We start from the raw sequence: 20,162 nt of genomic DNA on the forward strand, positions 1-20,162 counted from the left end.
CATGTTTCCCGAACAAACCACTTACCCACAATTCGCACCCAATCAAGTACTGAGTAATCAGCATTTGAATGATTTATTCGAATACCTCGACGAACAGGATCGGCTGACACGAACCCACCTGATCGGTATCGGTATTGTCTGCGGCCTCGAAGCCTCGTACGGCCAGGGAGAGAATAACTTTGGTATTTCTATTTCCAAAGGCTGTGGCGTAACCAGCGAAGGCTACTTGATTCGTTGGGATGAGGACGAGGTGCTCGAATACTTTTCCCCATATGCGATGCCCGTTGCGATCGATTATACTTTTTTCGACTTGCCGGACGGAACGGACACTTACCCCATGTGGGAGCTTAAAGTTGCGGATGATGATGATCCTGCCACAATGCCTCTTAGTGAGGATTTTCTCATCGGGGTAGATCAATTGGAAGGAGAGGGAGATGAGAAAGTGCTGTTGCTGTTATTTGAGTGTAAACTTCTGGATAACCGGAATTGTACCCCAAACAATTGTGACGATAAGGGTAAGACGGTAGAAACAAATGTCCGCCCATTGCTTATTCGCCGCCAGGACCTGGAGCACATCCGGGAAGAACTTATGGGCGAGGTGCCGGAGGTGGCAGCGTATTACGCGCTTCATGCAGGGAGGGCTACACGTTTGAGCCTCCCCAGCTTGTGGGGCCCACGTTGGGATGTGCTCAACACCAGCCCGGTGTCTACCCGGGATTTTTTCGAAGCCTATCGAAATATGCTTTCCCAGGATTGGCTGGAGGAAGTACAGTCGGCACTGGATGAGGCCTACGCTGCTTTGAGCCCGTTGCTGCCAGGCTACGCTAGCAATCCGTTCCTTAACCGGGTAAGCGGGATGCAGTATTTGAATGATGGCCGGATGCTGGAGAGTGAGGTGGCCCTAGGTTACCAATATTACTACGACCACCTGATGACCATCCTGCAGGCCTATGCCGAACTGAGAGATACAGCAGAGGAGCTGTTCAGCCTCTGCTGCCCGGATGGCCGCATCTTCCCCCGTCACCTGGTACTGCACCATTTTGATGAGGGCGGCATCAGGAATAACCTACGGCATACCTGGGTGAGTAGCCCGGTACAGAATCAACAATCCGGCACCCGAGAAGCCTTGCTGCTGTATTTCGACCGCCTCGTGTTGTTGGTGGCTGGTACGGAATTACCGGTACCTGCTGCCCGCCCTGGCTTTTCTTTCTCGGATGATTTTACGGCGGTCGCTGATGCCACGGTAGCAGGAGCTGCTGCTCTGAGCAGTGCACTGCTGGCCCGTGATCGGGTTTCAGGCACCTATGCAGTACGCTCAGAAAGTGTAGCGGCGAAAGTGAATCCGCGGGCAACCAACGCTTATTATGCTTCGGTCAGCGCAAGACCCATCGATAATTTCCAAAAATCCTTTGTGTTAAAGGCTGCCCAGGACTTTTTGATCGATGCTTTCCAAAGGCTAAAACTACACCACCCGATCCGCATTACGCCTTCCTTCCTGGGGCGCAAGCTGTCGGCAAAAGCATTGCCTTACTACTACGACCCCACCTTACTGTTGAGCACCTGGAATTACCAGCTGACCCGCAGAGGACGTGAAAACGAAAACCTGGGTTTTGATGCGGTGGATTGGCATGATAATACTGATTTCGTTCACCGCCCGCTCCGTTATGATCTGGAGCCGCGTAAGTTCCTGCGCATCGAGGGCGGGGTAGGACAGCCGTACCTGGCCGTAGTCCGGGAAATACAGCGTCAGATCACCACCTATCGCTTGCCGATTGATGTAATAGCCTTACGGACGGGAAGCCTGACGGATGACTTTGCGATCAACGACTATCAAGTACAGTTTGCTGATCTGGAAGCGGATTACTGCCAGTGGCGGGAGCGCTTCCTGGGGCGGATGGCCGAACTTGGTGCCAGGCTATATGATATTGAACGGCTCGATAATAATGCTAATGATAGTGGGCTGCCCCGGGTTGCTATACCCCAGGCAAAGTTGCTCCAACGCCTGGATGCTTACCGCTACGCCAGAGACACCCTTGGCGAGTTTTACGAACTACATTTCGATCAGCATACCGGGAATGCACCCTATCTGCAGGGCCTGAACGGTTATTACATCCTTCCAATGTTGCTGCTCAACCTCGTCTTACAAACCGAAGACGCATTTGCAACCTCCCTCCGCCAACTAAATTATGATTTTGCACAGGGAGGACTAACGGGCTTACAGGCAGCGGCACGGGCTTGGGCCAGTAGCCTCAATAACGCCATGAACGAGGCCTTGCCTGGCAACCCGCCAGACAATCGGTTCCTTGATGTGAGAGAATTTCAGGACCAGCTGGACCTATTCGTTAGTTCTGGTGATCTGGCGGAGCTCCGCAAAATCTATGCGCAGTACAACGAGCGACGCGATGAGGTACTGAAAAGACAGCTGCTGAGCGGATTCCAAAAGGAACATCCTGGCCTGCAATTTAAGGCGGGGACAGAATTGGGCGGCACCTTCATTGTCTTGTACCACGGTGAAGGGGCAGAGGATTCAGCACCAACCACGGGCAATTTCACCCTGATCGGTTTCGTGCGAGCGGGAAGCGTACCCGCTAGTGGTGCGAAGATCAGAGCTGAGGGTACTTCCTTTGGGGCTACCACGATGAATAACGGGTTTTTCCGCATGATTGTCAATCAATTGCCTACCCGGCTAATTATTGAAAGTGGTAACCGGGAGCCCTATTATTATTGGGTGAGTAATGCCAACCAAACGCACGAGATTGACCTCAATCAGGCTGCGCCGGCAGACAACGCCCGGTCCATTCCGGGCATATCTGCAGGTACGGTCATTGGGGATTTTTACCTCCCGTATCGTTGTTGCGGCAAGAGCGCCCCGATCCACATCTTCCCGCCGGTACCGGAGGAACCGATACCGGCGCAGCTCCGTGCCAGTGCGGAGCAGGCTACCTGTACGCAGCGTGAGGGAGGTACCAGTAATGCTGATTTTAAATTCACCGTTGTTGGGGGAACTGAACCCTACTTCCTGGTCGATGAAGCAGGTAACGAGGCTTCTCTTGCCGACGGGCAGGTCCTCAACATCACCAATGGTGGCAGCTTCCAAATAAAAGATTCTGGCAGCCAGACGCTTCCACTTACGCTTGAACTGGTGGCCCCGCTCTCTCTCCGGCCAGATTCTTCTGAATGTGTAAAGGAGAATACATTGGTCCGCCATTTATTTACCCTCCAGGGCGGCAAGCCGCCTTACGCTTTCCTCAATCCTCAAGGAGAATTGGTGGACCTGCCTGCAGGTAGGCAAGGCGAAATCCTCGTGCCGGCAGGTGAAGACTTTACCATCAGCGTTTCGGATGAATTTGGTGAAAATTGTACCCTTACCCACCCCTTTGCCGCCCAAAGTTGTGAGGATCCGGGAAATGAGTGCGACTTGCCGTGTGAAGGTAAAGCCGAATCCCGGCTTCACCGGATGTGGATGTCTCCGCCATTGGTGAGTCGTAAAATGACTTACCGTGAGTTCAAATTTACCTGGGAGGAAATAGAGGTATTCGGCGAAAGACTTACAGAAGAACAACTCAACAAATTGAACGAGGAAATCCGTGCGACGCTAATTGCAGAAGGTATCCAGATCATTACGCCTGACAATTATGACACGGTGATTGAAATCATCATTGAGTTGACGGAGAAAGCTGTTACTGCCCTGAATGGTGGTCTTGGCTTACCGCCAAATGAACGTCCGTTGGATTTTAGCCTGGAAGAGCAGGACGGTGTTCCTTTTGTCCGGATCGAGTATTTCGCTTGTCACAAATTCAACCTGGTGCTCAATTTAAGTTACTTGGTCTTTATTAGCGGCGAGGAGCTGAGAGAAATAAAGTCGAACTTAATTTACACTATAGACGCAACCACAATTGATGGTGTCAGAATCGAAGCCGTTTCCCCGGCAGAGCGGGACCGTTGCGCCACTGGTTTACCACTTACTTCGCTGGTGACGGGGACGAAACCCCAGGGGGGATTCACCACACGCAGGACTGCGGAAGGACGTCTATTCAGACTGAATGCTGCTACGGAAGGTAAAGCGATAAGTTGGTCATTCCCGCCCGATGCAGTAGTCAAAGAGACCCCTGATGGCCCGGTGGCTACCTTCCCTGAAGGCGTGAAATCTGCCATCGTAAGCCTGGTAATCGTCGACCCTGAGACGGGTGCCTTCAACATTAAGAAAAAGACGATTAAGGTATGAGTTCCGTCCACCATATCCACCGTCAGCAGTTAGTGCTTGAAGCGGGAGCCGTTTCTCCCCAGGCGGCCTCCGTTTGGCACCGACGGTTGGAGCAGCTGCATAAACGCAGTCTGGTCCCTGCCCTGAACCGGCAGCTGGATGTGTTGGCACCGAGGGGGGAAACCATCGTTTTAGATCGGGTGGAGGTGAGCCTTACGGTGGCGGATATTGCTGATCTCGAAGAAGACTTGGGGCATACTTTTAGTCTTGCGCTGGCAAAGGCGCTGAACCATGCGCAGCGGCAGCCGGCACCAGCGCCCGACGGGCTGTACCTGCTTCGCCATTTTCTGGAGACGGGGAACTTTCCGGCGGGGAGCCCCCCGATTGAGTTAGTGAGCGAGCAGCTGTTGGAGGAAATGGCCAAATGGCCAGCTTCGGCATGGTCTGTACTGGCCGACTTGTTGTCCGCAAATTTACCGCAGCGGGTTGGGCGCTTAACGCAGGTGCCGGGGAAGGTGGCGGAGCATTGTTTTTTTGCGTTGCTGGCCTGCCGGCCAGCCAGCCTACAACCCCGCCTCCGGAAGGCCTACGCCAGGTCCGCTAAAGCCACCAGCGTTTGGCAAGCGGTGCTCGGGGAAATGTCCTCACCCACCACAGTGGGCAGGGAGGTGCTGTCGAAGGAAGAAGCGCCCACACTGGTTACTGCCCAACCGGACGTAAGAATACCAATACAAGCAGATTTTTACCTGGAGAACGCCGGACTGGTCATCCTCCACCCCTACATTAACTACCTCGCAAAACAGCGGGAGACCTTCACCGAAACGGGAGACCTTAACCCACACTACTTGGCTGCTCTACTTCATTACGCCGTAAGCCCAGGGCAGGACTTTGCGGAATGGGAGCATCCGTTAACCAAGATTTTGCTAGGGCTCCAGCCCGATGAGGAGCTGTCGCCCCACCTCCTGAATGACGAAGACCGCCTGGCCGTAGACGAGCTTTTGCGGGGAGTGATTGGTCATTGGTCGGTGCTGAAACGGACAAGCCCCGACGGTTTGCGCCAGGGCTTTCTCCAACGGCCGGGCAAGCTTTATCGAGAAGGCGGTGGCTGGCGGTTATTGGTCGAATATAAAGCACAGGATCTGCTCCTGGCCCACCTGCCGTGGAGCATCGGATTGGTGAAAACCCCCTGGATGGCAGAACTGCTGCAAGTGGATTGGTCATGAGTGAACGGGTAAGGACAGCCCCCAGCCGACGTCGCCCCTCGCCCCGTCGCTTCAAAGGCCCGACTTCGGATGGGCCAGGAGCACTGACGGGCGGTACCACCACCTTGCCTCCTGACCCCCTCCTTGCACCTGCGGCCGCGCCAAATGAACTGACGGTTGCCCCCCCTGAATCTCTTGAAACGGAAGGTGCCGCGCCACAGGCCAATGCCGAAGGTGCCCCGCCAGAGGCTGCTGCAGCCCTGCCCGAAGTGGGAGAAATTGCTCCGGCCACCGAAGAAGAAGCGGCAGCGGAACGAGCAGCCCTGCTGGAGGTGTCGCTGATTATCCCCCCGGCTCCTGAAACACTGGAGAGCAACTCCCGCTCCGCCGCCCGTTCCTCCGGTGGCCGCATGAGCACCACCGGAGGTGCCGCCAGGGAAGTCCCACCTGCCAACTCCAACACCGAAGCCGCACGCGCCAATGTGACGGAACCGGAGGTGGAAACGCGCGCCCGGACCCAGGCTGCCCTGACGGCCGTATTGGAAGAACAGCCCGAGCCCAGCCCCGAAATTGTCAAGTTATGCGATGATATTCAGGAGAAGATCCGGAACAAACGTCCGCCGGATGAGGACGCCTTGCTGGAAGCTGATCCAGAGGACGACGCCAATAAGGTCGGTGAGGACTTACAACAAGACGTCAACGCTGAGACGGAGTCCGTCAACAGCGAATATGCGGCACTTGATACCCCCGGCGAGGGCGTCCCGGACCAGGTTAGTGCGCCCATCCCCGCAGCGCCTGCGCAGCAGGCAACCCCTGCCGCTAATGCCCGCAATGCAGCTCCGGATGCAGTCCCCGATGAAGACCTGAGCCTGGAAGAGGATCTTGCCGCCAACCAGCAGCGGGTGGCGGATGCGGGGATGACCAGCCCGGCCGCTGAAATCATCACCACCGGACCGGTCGCAGAAGCCCGTACCAGCCTGGGTGAACTGGAAGAAACTGCGGCGGTAGACCCCGCCCAGGTAGCCCTGGAACAAGCTGAAGCCATCGCCAACAGCGAAGCGGGAATGGCAGCGCTGGAAGCCCGTGCCCTGGCCGCTCTTCAGGAAAGCCGGGAAGCTTCCCTGACCGGGGCTGACCAGCAGCAGGGCGAAATGGTGGGCTCGGAAGTGGACCAGCGCGCACTTGCCTCTGCCGAAGCCGAGGGTATTTTTAATACGACCCAGAGCACCGTTCGGGGCTTACTCCAGCCACTGTCAGCTACCGCACTGGAGCGCTGGAACACGGGGAAGACCAGCATCATTCAGGAATTCGATGACGCCCTGCAGGTGGCCAAAGATGAGGTGGAAGAAAGGCACTCGGGCATCGGTGGCGCTTTTAATGCGGTGGGCGATTATTTTGGCGGATTGCCCAGGTACATTACCCGTATTTACGATAGGGCGGAGAAAAAATTCGGGGACGATGTTTGTACCCTTATCCTAGGTATTTCGACCTACGTTAACGGTATTATTCTGAGTTGTGAACAACTTATCAACAGTGCCGACGAACGCATCAAGGCCGTATTCGATAAACTACCCGCTGACCTTCAGGACTGGGCCCAACAGCAACAGGAGGGTTTCCAGGGGCGGCTGGATGGCCTGCGCGAGGAAGTAACCGATACCCAGAAGAATTTTAATAAGCAACTCGTTACCGAAGCGGCCACTGCGGTGGACGCCGCCCGTGCCCGTATTGCTGACCTGCGGGAAGCTGCTAAAGGTATCGTGCAAAAAGTGGTGGAGGCCGTAGCGGCCTTCATCGATGATCCCGTCCGGGCCATCATCAATGGGTTGCTTTCATTAGTGGGTATCGCCCCGGCGGCGTTTTGGGGACTGCTGGCCCGGATTGAACACGTGATGGAGGACCTGGCCGACGACCCCGTTGCCTTCGGCAATAACGTGATGACGGGTATTGGCAACGGGTTCCAGAAATTTTTTGACAACTTTGGCAGCCACCTCCTGTCGGGGTTTCTCAACTGGATTTTCTCCGCCATGGGTACCGTGGGTGTGGCCTTGCCACCTGATACTTCGCTGAAAAGTATCATCACTTTTTTTCTGCAAATATTGGGGCTTACCTGGCCGAAAATCAGGGAAATTCTGGTGAAGCACATTGGGGAGAAAAACGTTGGCCTACTGGAAAAAGCCTATGAGCTGCTGGACCTCCTCATGGCCGAGGGCCCGGCAGGTATTTTTGAGCTGATCAAGGAGCAACTCGACCCGCAAGCCATCGTTACGATGGTCATTGAGAAAGCGGTGGAGTACATGGTGGGGGCGATTATCGAAATTGCCACTATCCGGATTATTGGTCTGTTCAACCCGGTTGGGGCCATCATCCAGGTAGTGGAGGCGATTTACAAGGTTTTCAAATGGATTTTCGAGAATGCAGCGCGCATTTTTGCCTTGGTGGAATCTGTGGTCAACGGCCTGGTCGAGATCATTGCCGGAAATATTGAAGGCTTTGCCCTGAAGGTGGAAGAAGCTCTGGCGGGGATGTTGGTGCCAGTAATTGACTTCATTGCCGGGTTCCTGGGCCTTGGGGATTTGCCGGAAAAGGTGGCGGAGATCATTGGTGGATTTCAGGAAATGATTCTGGGATATGTTGACCAGGCGGTTGGATTTCTTGTGGGCCAGGCGCGCAACTTGCTCGCCATGGTAGGGATAGGCGGGGGCGCGGACGCAGGTGCAGCGGAAGGTTCCGGTGGCGATGGGGAGGTAGGCGATGACTTAAGCTTTTCCGCTGATGGTGAAAGCCACCGCATGTGGATTGATACCCAGGGTGGGGTGGAAGTGATGGTGGCCAGTCAGCCGGAAACGATTGAGGCAAAGCTGGCCAGGTGGCGTGGGCAATTGACAGAAAAAATTAAGGATACCAATAAACAAACCGAAGCGCGTGGCTTACTGGACCAGGTAGAGGCGGAACGCAACACTACCGAAGACCTCGCCGAGCAAACCGTAGTGGAAATGGCGGAGGCCCGGCAAGACACCGATAATGCTGAAGCTGCCAATGAAGCCAATGAAGCCGATGACCGCACCGAAGCTGCCCAACGTGGTATGATGGGTGATTTGATTCGCCTCTTCGAACTGTTTGGCGAAAAATCGGTCTTGGTAACTTTTCAGCAGGAATTTGGCAAGGTGGCCCCGTCGGCCCAGCAAGTCATGGTTGATACGGTTACTGCTAATGAAGACCAATTTGAGGGCTTGACGAGCTGGGCGGATGTGGTGAGTAAACTTATTGAACTGGGAGACATCGCCGATTACCATCAGCGCCCCCTTGGGCGCGGGAGCCAGTCGGGCAGTTTCCAGATTGAAAACTTCACGGCCTTTAAAGGTGCCTTCCTTGACGCACTAACTGCCGTCGCTACCAGCAAAGGACAATCTAATAATGATTACCTGCCGAGCGAGAACTGGAACCCTTACGCTGAGAATCGCCGCCCCGTCGTCCATCGCCAGGCGCCGCCACCCGGCGAAGAAAGCAGTGCCGGGCCGGGCGTTGCCATACTGACCGAGCTGCAGGCCTACCTGTTTGATGCGGGCAAAAAATCAGGAATAGCGATCAAAATGAAGGCCTACTTTGAAAAAAGCATAGTGGGCCATCGGGAACACGCCAACTACCGGCCAAATATTCAGCGGTACGAAATTATTAATAACGCCTTTCAGTTCACTTACGACTATAGCGACCAGGCTGAGCAGGGTGGGGCAGACGACTTTATTACTTCGATAGCTTTTGGCAAGGTGGGAAGTGCCCAGACCTTGAACCAATCGAGCCAGGGCAACAGCCTGAAGGTAAAAGACAGTGGAACGCGGGGAAGGACAGTTAGTAGCGGCGGACTACGATCAGATGACGGAGGCTTCCCGCTTCACAGTGCGCACTTGATTGCAGATTGGTTCTCCGGATCAGGATTTGGGGCAGCAGGTAACCTGGTACTGACCTCTCCGGATTATAACCTGAAGGCCATGGGAGACGTGGAGAAAAAGGTCTATGAGGCCGTTTCCACCGCTTCCCGGGCCCGTCCTCAACCAGCAGACCCCGTACAAAACCCCCTCCCACCCCTTACCTTCAATATGACGGTGGTGGCTAGTCTGCGTACTTTCGGAGATGAGGCAGTTGTGGTGGAACTGCGTGCAGCGCTGCAAGGCCAACAAAAGAAACTGGAAGAAAATGAGTTGAAAAATATCCTTGAAGAAACCATGAAGTTATTAACCAGCCGGCGAGATCCCCGCCAGAGTCTCCAGGTTACCTACGCTGCCAGTGGCAGTGGTATCTCCTTCCCTGCACTCGGCCCGCTTGGCCCGGACACCCAATTTGGAAAATAAGTAAACGTACTATGCAAAACAGGACCGCCATCGTTGGCCTCAACATTTACGAAGCGCTATTGAGTTATGCTGAACAATTGTTCAGTAACCGGATCGAGCATGCGCTGGAGAAAGCTGAGTTAGCGCCATTGGCTGGCCTGCAGGCTAATGATAGTCAGCTCCCGCTGGCCATCTTCCTCACCAGTCTGGCGGGGCACCCCGGGCATCAGGTGGCGGTGGTGTTGGCGATGTTGCCGGAGCTGGACCCCGGCTTTCTGGCCCGCATCCTGGCGACCAAAGTGCCTGCCGGGAAGGACTTACTTACTTTTGGTGGTCTGCGCGGAAAGCAACACCGGGGGATATTGCCAACCGGTGAGACATTGCAGTTTCTACTTGGTGGAGGTAGCCTGTCCAGTCGCCTGGCCAGCCGGGAACTGCTGTCGCCGCATTCTCCCCTGATCAAGGCCAATATCCTGCGGCTGCTACCGCCGCCGCCCGGTGAACCGGTGATGGCCGGCCAACTCCAAATCGATGCCAGCTGGTTAGACCAAATGATTACGGGGCAGCTGGCTGAGCCTGCCTTTTCTAAGGAGTTTCCGGCACAACGGGTGGAGACAAACCTTAGCTGGGACGATGTAATACTCGATAAGAAAACGTCTCTTGCCCTGACGCACGTACAGCACTACCTGGCGCACCATACCACTATGGACGGGCAGCCAGGATTCGGGCGTTACGCCCGCCGGGGTTACCGGGCCCTTTTCTACGGCCCTCCGGGGACGGGGAAAACCCTGACGGCAGGGCTGTTGGGGAAAACAGCTGGCCGGTCGGTCTTTCGGGTCGATCTTTCCATGGTGGTGTCCAAGTACATCGGTGAAACCGAGAAAAACCTGGCCGCCCTGTTTGCCAAAGCTGAAAATAAAGGGTGGATTCTTTTCTTTGATGAAGCCGATGCGCTGTTCGGCAAGCGTACGGAAGTGAAAGAAGGCAAAGATCGATATGCCAACCAGGAAATCAGCTACCTGCTGCAACGGGTTGAGCAATACGACGGACTGGTTATTTTGGCCACCAACTTCCGCAATAACCTCGACCAGGCCTTTACCCGCCGGTTTGAGGCCATCGTATCCTTTCAGGTGCCGGGCCCGGCAGAGCGGGCGCTGCTTTGGGAAAAGATGCTTCCGGCAAACCTGCCACCAGGACCGGAGGTGAATCTTGAAGAGCTGGTAACTCGCTACGAGCTTACCGGCGCTGCTATCGCAAATTTGCTGCGGCACGCTTCCCTGGAAGCCTTAGCCGCAGGACAAAAAACGCTCACTTTACCATTGTTGCTTGCCGCGATCCGGCGGGAATATGAGAAGGGGAATAAGATGTTTCCGGGGTAGGGGGCTGTTTTTTTACATGAAGTCCTAAGAGCCAGAGGAGGTTTTAACTCCTTGCTTGTGTTCCTTTCATTGGTCCTATTCTTTTGATCGCGATCAGCGCAATCGTCCTCCCCCGCTTGGCGCTATCCAAAAAATCAACGAAAACGAGGGGCTGCCCTCGAGCCGGAGGCCCTTCTCTGATCTCTCGCTAAGCAGGGCGTCCTTCCGGGCTANGGTGTGCACACAAGTTTACAGACCCGCCGTTTTACACATCGGAGGAACTTTTTTGAGCGCTTCGGCTTCGCCTCCGTGCTCAAAAAAGATGCCTACGATGAGAAAACGGCTCGACAGTCANGCGGTTTTCTCATCCGATGCATCTTTCAGCCTGACGTAGTCGGCTGAAAGTTCATCGGATGTGTAAAATCGCGATCATTTAGAGCACCGTAAAGATGTGTGCACACCATAGCCCTCCGGGACTAGGCCACTTTTCTCCCATTGACCTTTTCCTTGCACCTGCCCCGATAGCTATCGGGGCGCCACAAAAAGCTATTCTCCAATCTTCACCTGTGTTAGGCCCCCATTTCCATTAACCACCGCCAAATACTGCATCTCCGCTCTCGCAGGATTCAACGTATAAACCCCAGAAAAGCGAGGAGCTAAAGCAACCTTGTAGGTATAACTCCCCGCCGGTAACCGATCACAGAAGATAGCCACGCGGTCCCGCCGGTACTCCCGGTGGACGGCAAAGGGACCTTGGCGTTCGTTACGGTCGGCATAACTACAGCCCGCAGGGATGGGGATTTCGATCAGCACGTAGTCGGCGTCGGAGGTACTGGTGACGGTTACTTCCAGGTAGGAGGTGGTGCCTCGCTGGAGTTGGTCGAGCGGCCGGTCCCGCGCATCGATCAACTGACTGGTGATTTGGAAACCGTCGTCCTTTACCGTCGGCTCGGTCTCGAACCACCGCTGGTAGAGGGCCACCGGCAGCGGGCCACTGCCCGCCCGTTGCAAACGAAGCCCCGGTACCGCCTCAGAGGCGACCTCCGTTTCGTAAGGGAAGGTTGTCACCTTTGTAGCTACGCCGTCAGATTGTAGAGTCACCACCGGCGGTGCCAGCGCATCATCTTCGGCTAGCAGGGCCGGGAGTAATTCCGCCAACAAGCGGGCAGACTCCAGCGTATTGGTGCCCAGCAGTGGCACGTTGCCCGGTCGGTTCCGCGCGGCAGATTGCCCCAGCAGGTAGTTAATTGTTTCGGCCGCTTCCTGCTTATGGCCGGCATCGGAAAGGATTCGCTGCGCCAGTAAATTACACGCCAGGCGGCCGTCCAGCGGCTGGCGGTAGAAGAAGAAACCGCGCTCGCCCCAGTAGCGGCCCAGGGCGGCATGGGTGGTGGAACTGTCGAGCAGGCGCTGTACGTCAACCGTATCGCCCCGCAGTTGGTGAAGCCGGGTCACGGCCAGCAGTTCATAATCGTTGGGCGCAGAGAAGGTGTCGATCCGAATCATCTCTTCGTCGGTAGGCGGATTACCCTCCTCGGCCAGGGCCAGCAGGATCTGGAGCTGGTCGCGGGCGGGCAACTCCGGTACCCGACCAAGCAAGTAGCGACGAATGGACGTCAGGTCGGTAACCGTTTGGCCTGCCTTTTCCGCCATCACCAGGGCGCGGTAAACGTGCAGACTGATCCAGGGCGTGGAACTTGGCGACGAACCCCACCAGCCAAACCCACCGTCCGGACGGCGCAGCTTTTCGAGGCGGAGGATCATCTTTGGTACGTCTCCCGCCTGGCCAAACACCTTGCCTTCCGCCTCACGGACAGCCTTCAATTGCAGCAAACCAATCAGCCGACTAGCCGTCTGTTCGGTGCAAGCATAGGGATAATCAACGATGTGGTTGAGGTCGTTGAGGAGTTGTTGCAGGCGGTTGCCGGGCAACCGCAGGGTCACCGGACCACGCTCCGGGCGGATGAACGCATCCGGTAACCGGGTGGTCTTGTCGGTCAGCATCAGCAGCTCTCCGCTGACGGTCTCCGTGCCTTTGGGGTAGACGGGCACGGAACGGCGTTCGCCATCGGAGATCCCTTTACCGTCCATTGCTTGTACGGTGAACTGGTACGTCATACTGTCCGCACCAACGGCTGTTTCTATGGGGTGCCGCTCCTCGATGGAACTGACCAACGCTGCATCCTGCGTCCGCGCCGCCTCCTTACCTCCTGAGAAAGTAAGGCGTACATTCTGCGGTTCCGCCTCGCGGTTGATGGCCAGCGTTGCCGCTTCGGCCCGGTCGCCTTCCACCAGGAAACGCGGCAGGTAAAGCTGGGCCTGGAGCGGTAAAAAGGCATTGGTTTGCGCCAGCGTGAAACCGATCCTCCGCTTCCGATCCTGCCCCACCGCAAAGGTGTTCCAGGCCGTGATGTCGTCGGGGAAGGTAATGTCGAAAACGGCTTTGCCCTGCCGGTCGGTTTGCAATTCGGGGACAAATGCCGCGTAGTCGGAGAAACTTTCGCGAATGGCGGCCGGGGGCAGGTTTCCACCAACGGTACCGGAAGCGGCACCTTTGGTAGCAATCAAAACCACCCCGTTGGCGCCCCGCGCCCCGTAAATGGCCGTGGCCGAGGCGTCTTTAAGCACATTAACCGTGGCTATTTGTGCTTCGGTCAGGTCGTCAATATTTTCGACGGGAACCCCATCTACGATGTACAGCGGATTACTTAAGCCTAAACTGCTTATGCCACGAATACGAATATTTGTGGCCGCACCGGGTGTGCCCACCCGCACACCATCGATGTAATAATCTACCCCATCGCTCCGGGAGCCGCGCACGTTGATGGCCGCTCCTTCATCTGAAATGGTCACTCCGGCTACTCTTCCAGCAAGGAAACCGATGTCTCTTCTTGGCAGGTTGCTAATTTCCTCAGAGGAAATGGTACTCACAGAACCACTCAGGCTTCTTTTTAGCACTGAGCCGTAGCCTACAACCACCACCTCCTGTAACATTTCAACAGATGATTCCATCGTTATTTTAAAGGGGGAAACCGGGAACTGTGTATCGGTGACGGCAAGTTTTTGCGTAGCATAACCCGTATAACTGAAAACCAGCTTAAAGTCTCCAACTGGCACCTCCAGGCTAAACCTACCGTCGAAATCGGAGACCGTGCCAACGGTTGTTCCTTCAATCAGGATAGACACACCAATTAGGGGCATTTCGTCTTCATCCGTCACCATTCCGCTCATCCGGTCCCCCGCAAATACCCGTTCTACATACACTACTTCGGGCTTCGGTGCTTTGGGCGGCTTATTCAATGAGTAGCCTTCAAAACGGTCGAAATTATTGAAATGCTTCACGTCTGCCCGGTGGAAGGCCAGTAAAGTGAGGCTGTCCTCACCGAGTTCTACCAATTGGTGGAAAACGGAGTCGTTACGGAAATGATAGAGTACGTCGTAGGCTCCGGGATAAACACGGTTGGGTGCGCTGCGGTCGGCATAATAGAATTCGTAGGTTTTGGCCGGCGCAAGGATGACTTTGCCTAACCCAACGGGCAAATTATTGAATTGCAGCCGCGAAACCGGCTCCATCGGTAGGATTCTGGGGAGCTGACTTGCTTGGGAAATGTAGCGCGGTTGCAGTTTTTGCTTCGGGAATTGATAAGCATATTGCGGAAGTCCTGGAGCCCGCGGTCCACCGCCCGCGGAACGATTTTGAAAATTCTCTACTGTTTCTTTCTTCAACGGGTACAACCGGTCCCGCTCCTTGCTGACCCGGTAAGTTACCCTCGGCTCGAACCGGAAATCAACACTGTCCCCTTCGGGAAACCAAAAACGTAAAAGGTTATTGTCAGAGGCTAGTCCCAGGGGTGCCCAACCGGAATTACTTACCAGATTAGTGGATTGGATGATATCCCTCCAACTTGCTTGAAAATGAAGGGCACCGCTCGTACGCATGTGCGACAGCGCAAACACCCGCTCATAAATCCGGTCGATTTCTTCTTTGGTGGGTTCCTTTATTTCCCGTCGCGTCCAGCCCGCCGAAACCCATCGTACGGCATCGAAGCTGAGCACCAGCTGGCGACAACTCTCAAAGTAAAGGCGCTTTTTGTAAACGTATCCATCAATTCTGAGGCTTATACTGTGGTAGCCGCTGTCGACCGGAATGCTGTAGGGTGTGGCGATGTTGGGGTGCCACCAGTACACCAATCGATCGTCGACGTAAACGGTCCGGATGGTGACTGGCTTATGGTGTCGGATGATGAAGGGCGAGAAATGCGCGTGTTGTACGCCCGCGGGTAGCAGGGTGTCGAGGTCCCGCTGGAAGGTGAATTCCGCATTGGGATATCGCAGGCGGTAGGCCAGGGCGGTATCGAGGCCATAGTCTTCCACCAGCCAGCGGGGTGGGGTGTCGTTGCGCTTCAACTGGAAGGCTTCTCGTTGGTAGTCTTGCCGTTGGCGACGGCGTTTGGCGCGCCTATTGTAGGTCGGTGTGGTCACCGGCGTCTTATCGAAACGGGCGTTGAAGGTGCCGGCGGTGAGGCGCACGCCGGACGCGGGGCGGCCCCGTTGATCGGTTGCCGTCAGGGCAATGCGGACGGTCTCGCCGGGCGTCACCTTGGCCGGCTGGGTGAGCTGAAGGTCAAGTACGTTTTTGTGCTCGGTCAGCAGGTCATAGCGTGGGGTGGTGAGGTGGCTGCGTTCGTGCCGCCACTCGCCACCGGCGAGGTAGGTGTAGTGGAGTTCCAGGGTGGTGCCGGGGGCGAAGCCGGAACGGATAAATACGGTGCTGTCCTGGTTTCCGGTCGCCAGGGTGCGTTGTTCGGCGTGGAGCGTCCAGCGGAGGGGCTGGGCGTGCGGGTTGGGGAATCGCAGGAGCAGGGTGTCGCGCGACCAGTAGGCGGGGTTTCCGGTGACTGGTGTCAGGGCTGCCAAAGATTCGGAGGTGCTTTGCCCGCCGTAGAGTAGGCGATAAGTGGTTAGGCTATGGTCGATGGGCAGGGTGAGGGGCAGCGTTATTTCCTGCGCCGAGGTGTCCTTTTGGGGGGTGATGGTTTGCAAGATAGCTTTTTTGGGCGCGGCCGCAGGTGCAAGGAACGCTTGCAGGCTGTCTCCCCGAACCTCCAGCTTGGGGATCAGGGGGTAACGCCGGTCTACTATAAAAGCATTTAAAGCTTCTTTGTATTCTCCTGAGGGACCGGTCAGCTGCGTCTGAACCCGGATTTTTACCGAATGCCCCCTTGGGAAAAGACTGTCGGGCAGGATGATCCGCCGGTCCTTGCGGTTGTCGGTGGGTTCGGTGTACGTGTAGAGGGTATCGGGTAAAACGAGGGTGTTCGTATCCTGGCTGGCCACGAAACGTTCCAGCAGGACGGTGATTTTTACCTCACCGTTGGGGAGGGGCAGGCCATTGATGTCTTCGGTCTTCACGTCGAGCCAGGCGGAGCCTGGCAGGCGGGCGTCGTCAGTGGCGGCGGTAGTGAGGGCGTACTCTGCCAACTCGTAATCCTGGAGTTTGAAGCGTATGGTGGGGGAAATATCGCGCCACCGTACGCCCGGCAGGTCGAAGCTGACCGTATACTCCTGGTCCAGCGGCCAATCGGCCGGGATGGCCATAACGTGGAGGTACCGCCCCTTCTCGTTGCCGCCCACCCGAGCCCGGTAGCGTTTGCTTGCGCCACCGCCGTAGGTTTGGATCAGCATATTCACCGAGTCGGGACCCACCGGGCGGCCCTTCGGAAAGGCCAGATAAGCGCTTATCCGCAGCGTATCCTCCGGACGGTACTTCGGTTGGCTGGTGGAGACGTAACCGGTGATCGGATTAGGGCGAGTGATCCGGTGAATGGTATTTTTCAGGGGGTAGTTCCTTGGCCAGTGCCAGTACTGCCGGCCGATGCCGTCTTTAAAAACGTGGTAGATGCTTTGACCGTAATAATAGGGCGTTTGCAAGGTCCTGAACGGCTCGATGCCGCGCAGGTGCCGAACGTCGTTGGAGAACCTGCTTCGTTCGATGTCCTCCCCAACGCGGTAGAACAGGGTATCACCACCAACTATGATTTTTAAGTCGTCGATCCGCCAGTCGCGCCGCCGGTAGGCCTGGTGTTTTTTGACATAGCAGACCTTTTTGCCGTCCGCCATAACGTTGGCATCCGCCCGTGGCTGACCAGCGGGGTCGTGAATGCGGAGCTGGAATTTTCCGTCCGCCGCGTTGATCTCTATGTCGTATTGATAGGTGTGAAAATAACTGTAGGTCAGCTGTTCGCCCACCAGCAAGGCTTCGAGGTAATGGCCTGGCGGTAGTTTGGCTTTCTCCGTGCCGGCAGGGTAGGGCGCGCCCAGCCCCGTTTGATCATCAAGGCTGATTTCCCAATTGCTGAGCTGCTCCACGGTGGCTGCCGGGATGGCGTAGATTCGTTCGATAGCTTTGGGGAAGGCGAAGGACTGGCCGCTAAGGAACGAGGCTGACGAAAGCAGGAGGGCAAGGAGTAATAGGTGCCGCATAGGGTGATGTTGTGGGTAGGTAGATGCTTAACTTTGGAGACTTACACAAAGGGCGAGTGGGTTGTGGCTCGAGTTTTTACCCTTTGCGGTTAGGAGATTTCTCGGGGCACAGCCCGCTCGCCCTTATCTTAGCAAGATGAATCATCAAAATCGGAAGCATTACCCCATTGGCCAAAAACCCGTGCATCTAACCTACCGATTGTACGGCAGCATACCAAAAAGCTTTGATGAACACCTTAAAGACAAAAGAGATAGGGCGTTTGCAGTCGCTAGAGCGAAGTCCTTGAAATACCCTTCCGAGATAGGCGGACATTTTTTGGCTAAGAGTATTTTTGACATTAATGCCCGCTATGAATTAGCGTTGGACAGCTTTCTTCACGAAAACTCTAACGGACCGTATCATTTGTCAAAATCTGAATTAGCGGCTGAAGTCCTCAAGTCTTATCAGTTTCTTCACGATAAAGGTCAATTGTATGTCTACGCTGTCTGTGTAATGTCTAACCATGTGCATGCCATTGTAAAGGCGCCCGAAGAATTAGAAGAAGTAGCTTCTGGGCTAATCATGTCCCGTCATAAAAGCCATACGGCCCGAAAATGCAACGAACTCCTTGGCTTAACGGGATTACCTTTTTGGGAGGACGATTACTTTGATCGAACGGTTAGGGATGGAAAGTTTATTACCGTTATGTGGTATGTGTTGAATAATCCCGTAAATGCAGGTTTGGTGGATAACTGGCGAGAATGGCCCAACTGCTGGATAAACCCCGACTATGAATTGCTATTCACACGCTAAGGGCGAACGGTTTATGAACCGAGGTTTATGCTTCCTCTCCGCGAATTTTGACCCTTATACTGTCAGGAGATTTCTCGGGGCACAGCCCGCTCGCCCTTTATTCATACCTAAGGGCGAGCGGGCTATGCCCCGAGTTTTGCTGTTAACTGGTGCGAATTTTCATTACTGTTACGAGATTTCTCGGGGCAGAGCCCACTCGCCCTTTATGTACAAACCAGGTTTTTCAAAGTCCACAGCCCTGCACCTGCGACCGCGCCCAACACAACTAACATTTGCCCCTTCTCCCCGGTTACAACAATAAAATGCCCCAGCCAACCATGGAGAAATTACGCAAAATCGTCTATCTCATTCTGTGCGTTATTACCGTTCTGATGATGCTGTTCTCTGTCCTTTCCGTGTTCCGAAACACCTCGAGTAACTACCTGAAAATGCTCGATTTTCCCCGGATTCAGTTTTTTCTTGGTTCACTCGTTACCCTCGTATTGTTTGTGATCATGACCCAAAAATGGCGCTGGTATGATTATGCCCTGGTGGTCGGCCTGTTGGGTGGGCTGGTCGTGAACGGAACTTACCTCATTCACTATACCCCTTTATTTCCCGACCGTGTACCTGAAGCAGCTGCGGACCATGCTCCGGAAGATAGGGTAAGCCTGTTGCTGACCAACGTGCTGATGAAGAACCGTACCGCTCAACCACTGATCGACCTTATCCGGGAGAAGGACCCGGACTTCCTGATCGCATTAGAAGTGGACAGCTGGTGGGATGAACAACTCCGCGGAATCGAACAGCAATACCCCTATACTCAGGAAAATACCAACGAGGTTGCCTACGGTATGGCCCTGTATAGTAAGTACCCCTTCAAGAACGTCGAAGTCAATCGGCTGAATAACAAAAAAGTCCCTTCTTACCGGGCGACTGTCCAGCTTCCCAATGGCCGCGATATTGTACTTAATACCGTCCACCCCGTACCCCCGAAAAGCTTCGAGGACTTCCCCGACAACAAGGGCCAAAAAGAAGTAGCGCTTCGTAAAGTGGGACAGGACGTGGCGAGCAGTTCACTGCCAAACATTGTCGCCGGTGACCTCAACGACGTAGTCTGGGGCTACACCGATCTACTGACCGGTACCACGGATCTCCTTTTCGATGTCCGCGTCGGGCGCGGCTTTTATAATAGTTTTGACGCCAATTCGTGGTTCATGCGCTGGCCCATTGACCATGTCTTCGTTACCAGACAATTCGCGTTGTCCCGCCTGGAAAGATTATCGAAAATCGGATCAGATCACTTCCCGATATATGTGGAATTGGTATTGGAAGACAAGTAACGCCAAAGTTGTAAGGCGGCTGATCTCCACTTTCGGGGGTTAAATCAGACCGGTAAGTAAATTAGCCCCATGAAATACCCTACCAATCCCGCCAAAGAATTCCACACCTCCGAACAATGCCACATCATCGAGGTAATCAATCAACCCGATCATCCGGATGTTTCCCTGGCTCAGGCCCGCGTGGAGCCCGGGGTGACCACTCGATGGCATACGGTAGAGGCGCGGGAGATATATTACATCCTTTCGGGCAAAGGTCGGGCGGAGGTCGGCGAGGCTACCTGGGACGTTGGCCCGGGAGATGCCGTAAGCATTCCACCGCAGGTGCGGCAGCGGATCACCAATACCGGGCCGCAAGATCTGGTCTTCCTTTGTGTTTGTACGCCGCGGTTTACGCCGGAGGGGTACCGGGAGGTTGGGTAGGGGTGAGCTCCTGCTCCGAATGATGGCCAACTGAAATCCAACGAAAACCATGGCA

8 protein-coding genes are annotated in these 20,162 nt (G+C 55.3%); 7 read left to right on the plus strand and 1 reads right to left on the minus strand.

Annotation, left to right across the window (positions count from 1 at the left end):
• Position 1 precedes the first annotated feature (1 nt).
• The 4 genes from B036_RS0119510 to B036_RS0119525 are packed head-to-tail and all read left to right on the plus strand — an operon-like array spanning position 2 to position 11,110.
• Positions 2-4,225: a hypothetical protein gene (locus B036_RS0119510; protein ID WP_020570412.1), complete on the plus strand. Its 4,224-nt coding sequence runs from the start codon at positions 2-4 to the stop codon at positions 4,223-4,225.
• Positions 4,222-5,427 (plus strand): contractile injection system tape measure protein, encoded by a 1,206-nt coding sequence (locus B036_RS0119515; protein WP_020570413.1) that lies wholly within the window; start codon positions 4,222-4,224, stop codon positions 5,425-5,427. Before B036_RS0119510 ends, B036_RS0119515 begins: the two co-directional genes overlap by 4 nt.
• Positions 5,424-9,752 (plus strand): phage tail protein, encoded by a 4,329-nt coding sequence (locus B036_RS0119520; protein ID WP_020570414.1) that lies wholly within the window; start codon positions 5,424-5,426, stop codon positions 9,750-9,752. The genes B036_RS0119515 and B036_RS0119520 overlap by 4 nt, the downstream gene beginning before the upstream one ends.
• Positions 9,753-9,763: 11 nt before the next feature.
• Positions 9,764-11,110, plus strand: a complete 1,347-nt coding sequence (locus B036_RS0119525) for an ATP-binding protein (protein WP_020570415.1) — start codon at positions 9,764-9,766, stop codon at positions 11,108-11,110.
• A 525-nt stretch (positions 11,111-11,635) separates the two neighbouring features.
• Here the strand turns inward: B036_RS0119525 and B036_RS0119530 are convergent.
• On the minus strand, positions 11,636-17,572 hold the full coding sequence (locus tag B036_RS0119530) for a carboxypeptidase-like regulatory domain-containing protein (RefSeq protein WP_020570416.1): 5,937 nt from the start codon (positions 17,570-17,572) through the stop codon (positions 11,636-11,638).
• 136 nt (positions 17,573-17,708) lie between these two features.
• On the opposite strand from B036_RS0119530, the gene B036_RS32360 reads away from it, so the two are divergent.
• The 3 genes from B036_RS32360 (at position 17,709) to B036_RS0119545 (ending at position 20,107) form a co-directional block, all read left to right on the plus strand.
• Positions 17,709-18,365 carry a transposase gene (locus B036_RS32360; RefSeq protein ID WP_157472239.1) on the plus strand — a complete coding sequence of 219 codons (657 nt, stop codon included), beginning with the start codon at positions 17,709-17,711 and terminating at the stop codon, positions 18,363-18,365.
• A 302-nt stretch (positions 18,366-18,667) separates the two neighbouring features.
• The gene (locus B036_RS0119540) at positions 18,668-19,687 is read left to right on the plus strand and encodes an endonuclease/exonuclease/phosphatase family protein (protein ID WP_020570418.1); all 1,020 of its coding nucleotides are present in this window, start codon (positions 18,668-18,670) and stop codon (positions 19,685-19,687) included.
• Between the two features lie 69 nt (positions 19,688-19,756).
• Positions 19,757-20,107, plus strand: a complete 351-nt coding sequence (locus B036_RS0119545) for a cupin domain-containing protein (RefSeq protein ID WP_026232145.1) — start codon at positions 19,757-19,759, stop codon at positions 20,105-20,107.
• Positions 20,108-20,162 lie beyond the last annotated feature (55 nt).

Source organism: Neolewinella persica DSM 23188 (assembly GCF_000373105.1).
Lineage (GTDB): Bacteria > Bacteroidota > Bacteroidia > Chitinophagales > Saprospiraceae > Neolewinella > Neolewinella persica.

Excerpts from the sequence above, each read along its gene's own strand:
- B036_RS0119520 (WP_020570414.1), top strand. The coding sequence starts at position 5,424 with ATGAGTGAACGGGTAAGGACAGCCCCCAGCCGACGTCGCCCCTCGCCC.
- B036_RS0119515 (WP_020570413.1), top strand. The coding sequence starts at position 4,222 with ATGAGTTCCGTCCACCATATCCACCGTCAGCAGTTAGTGCTTGAAGCG.
- B036_RS0119540 (WP_020570418.1), top strand. The coding sequence starts at position 18,668 with ATGCCCCAGCCAACCATGGAGAAATTACGCAAAATCGTCTATCTCATT.
- B036_RS0119510 (WP_020570412.1), top strand. The coding sequence starts at position 2 with ATGTTTCCCGAACAAACCACTTACCCACAATTCGCACCCAATCAAGTA.
- B036_RS32360 (WP_157472239.1), top strand. The coding sequence starts at position 17,709 with ATGAATCATCAAAATCGGAAGCATTACCCCATTGGCCAAAAACCCGTG.
- B036_RS0119525 (WP_020570415.1), top strand. The coding sequence starts at position 9,764 with ATGCAAAACAGGACCGCCATCGTTGGCCTCAACATTTACGAAGCGCTA.
- B036_RS0119545 (WP_026232145.1), top strand. The coding sequence starts at position 19,757 with ATGAAATACCCTACCAATCCCGCCAAAGAATTCCACACCTCCGAACAA.
- B036_RS0119530 (WP_020570416.1), bottom strand. The coding sequence starts at position 17,572 with ATGCGGCACCTATTACTCCTTGCCCTCCTGCTTTCGTCAGCCTCGTTC.